3 protein-coding genes are annotated in these 2,708 nt (G+C 65.1%); all 3 read left to right on the top strand.

Translation table 11 applies throughout. From position 1 onward, the window contains the following. Positions 1-1,037, top strand: a 1,037-nt coding sequence (locus AC1D00_RS35460) for an MFS transporter (RefSeq protein WP_477013873.1), incomplete at its 5' end; no start/stop codon positions are given. 175 nt (positions 1,038-1,212) lie between these two features. Further along, the gene (locus tag AC1D00_RS35465) at positions 1,213-1,824 is read left to right on the top strand and encodes a PilZ domain-containing protein (RefSeq protein WP_477013874.1); all 612 of its coding nucleotides are present in this window, start codon (positions 1,213-1,215) and stop codon (positions 1,822-1,824) included. 330 nt (positions 1,825-2,154) lie between these two features. Further along, a partial coding sequence (locus tag AC1D00_RS35470; protein ID WP_477013875.1) for a transglutaminase-like cysteine peptidase occupies positions 2,155-2,708 on the top strand: 554 nt, incomplete at its 3' end.

Raw genomic sequence — 2,708 nt, forward strand, 5'->3', positions numbered from 1 at the left:
TCCTGCTGTTCTCGGTCGCGGTCGGCGGGCTCGCCGACCGGTTCGATCCGCGGCGCATCATCCAATGCGGCATGCTGCTGTTCATCGTGGCGTCGGCCGGATGGGGCTTCTTCTTCATCACGGATACGATCCAGATGTGGCACGCGATGCTGCTTCTGGTGATCCATGGCTGCGCCGGCGTGCTGTGGCAGACGCCGAACCAGCTGCTGCTCTACGACCTCGTCGGCCCCGCGGATCTTCCGAGCGCGGTGCGGCTGAACGCGATGGCGCGCTATCTCGGCATCCTGGTCGGTCCTGCCGTCGGCGGCGTCATCATGCTCACCCTCGGCACCTCGCACGGCATCATCTTCAACACGCTGTTCTACCTGCCGATGCTGCTGTGGCTGTTCTGGGCGCCGGTGCGCGACAAGAGCGTCGCGGTGCGGCGCTTCGCCGTGCGCGGCCTTGCCGATATCGTGCTGACGATGCGTGCCATCGGCACGCAGCCGGTACTGACCGCAATGACGTGGCTCGCCGGCCTCACCTCGTTCATGATCGGCAACGCCTATCACGCCCAGATGCCCGGCTTTGCCGGCGATCTCGGCCATGGCGACCCCGGCGTGTCCTACAGCGTGCTGCTCGCGGCCGACGCCGCCGGAGCGCTGCTCGCCGGCATCGCGYTGGAATCCTGGGGGCGGCTCAAGGGCACGCCGCGCACCGCGATCCTGCTGGCGATGCTGTGGAGCGCCGCGCTGCTCGGCTTCGCGGCGGTGCGGGTCTATCCCGTCGCGATCGTGCTGCTGTTCTTCGCGGGCTTCTTCGAACTGTCGTTCAACACCATGGCGCAGGCGCTGGTGCAGCTGAACGCGCCGTCCGACATCCGCGGCCGCGTCGTCGGCCTTTATAATATGGCCGGGCTCGGGATGCGGGCCTTCAGCGGCATCACCGTCGGGCTATCAGGCGCGGCGATCGGCATTCACTGGTCGCTCGGGCTCTCGGCCGCGGTGCTGCTGGCGCTGCTGCTGTGGTTGTATCGGCAGGGAACAAGACCGGCCTGAGCGGCGGCCCTCGACCCGGGCGCGCTGACGCGCGGCCGGCCTGCCCGCCGCTGATGGGGCTCTCGAGCGTATTGTGTCCGTCCGAGACCGGCGCGCCCGATCCTAACGCGGCATTAACCCTATGCACCTTAGGGTCGTGCCGGACTCCGCCCGGGCGGGGGGTCGGGTGTTGAAAATGGCGTTGGCGAACAAAAAACTTCTTCCGGCCGCCGAGGAGCGTCGGCGTTTCCAGCGGGTCAAAGTGCACCTGCTCGGCCGCTACATGCTGCCGGACCGCCGGGAATTCCCCTGCCAGGTGATCAACATGTCGCCGGGCGGATTGKCCCTGCTCGCCCCCGGCATCGGCAATGTCGGCGACCGCGTGRTCGCCTATCTCGACCATATCGGCCGTGTCGAGGGCAAGATCACCCGCATCATCGACAATGGCTTCGCCATGACGATCGGGGCAACGCCCAGGAAGCGCGACAAGCTCGCCGCCCAGCTCACCTGGCTCGCCAACCGCGACATCCTCAACCTGCCGGAGGACCGCCGCCACGACCGTATCGTGCCGCGCAACCCGATCGCGGTGCTGACGCTCGAAGACGGCACCAAGATGACCTGCCGCATCATCGACCTGTCGCTGTCGGGCGCGGCCATCGCCGCCGAGAACCGCCCGCCGCTGAAATCGATCGTGCTGCTCGGCCGGGTCCAGGGCCGTGTGGTCCGAAACCTCGAAGACGGCTTCGCGCTGGAGTTCATGCACGAGCAGCCGGTCGAGACACTCGAAGAGAGCGTTACCGCGCGGTAAAGCGAACGCGCGCCAAAACCACTGATTTTCCAGCCTCAAAGGCGGCCTCCGCGATGCGGACGCCGCCTTTTTCGTGCGCGGTGACGGGTCCGTGCGGGTTAACGCGGGACCTGTTTGCGCCTCGGCGCAGCAGTTCCGCCAGCGTTTCCGCGTTAACTCCTAAAATTTGAATCAATTACAGTCATCTCGAATTTTATTCGAATTCGATTCAAGTATAGATCGAATTCGCCGCGCGTTTTACTTGTATTCGTCTCGACTTGACTTGACTGACTTAGCGGCAACTCAAAAGCTCCATGCGAAATGTGGTCCCAACAAGAAACGGGGGCCGCAATGTTTGATTTCAGGGGACAGGGGAAGAGGCTGGCGATCGCCGCCATGCTCTTCGGGATCAGCGCGACAGTGCAGGCCGGTGAGAACCGTCTGCTCTACGCGAGCCTCGGCGACACCACGCGCGCGCCGATCGGCTGGGTCGAGTTCTGTGCGGACAATGCCGCTCAGTGCCAGGGCGGGCCGACGCAGCCGCGCGACATCGTGATGTCGCAGGCCGCATGGCGCGACCTCGTCAAGGTCAATCGCTGGGTCAACGAGACCGTCAAGCCTTTGACCGACCAGGAGCACTGGGGCGTGATCGAGAGATGGTCGCTGCCGTCGGACGGCTACGGCGACTGTGAAGACTACGTGCTGTTGAAGCGCAAGATGCTGATCGATGCCGRCTGGCCTCGCGAGGCCCTGCTCATCACCGTCGTGCGCGACAAGAAGGGCGAAGGGCACGCGGTGCTGACGGTGAAGACCGACAAGGGCGAGTTCGTTCTCGACAATCAGAACGAGAACGTCGTTGCCTGGACGGAGACCGGCTACCGCTTCGTCAAGCTCCAGTCGCAGGG

The organism is Bradyrhizobium sp. P2_E8 (assembly GCF_056403875.1).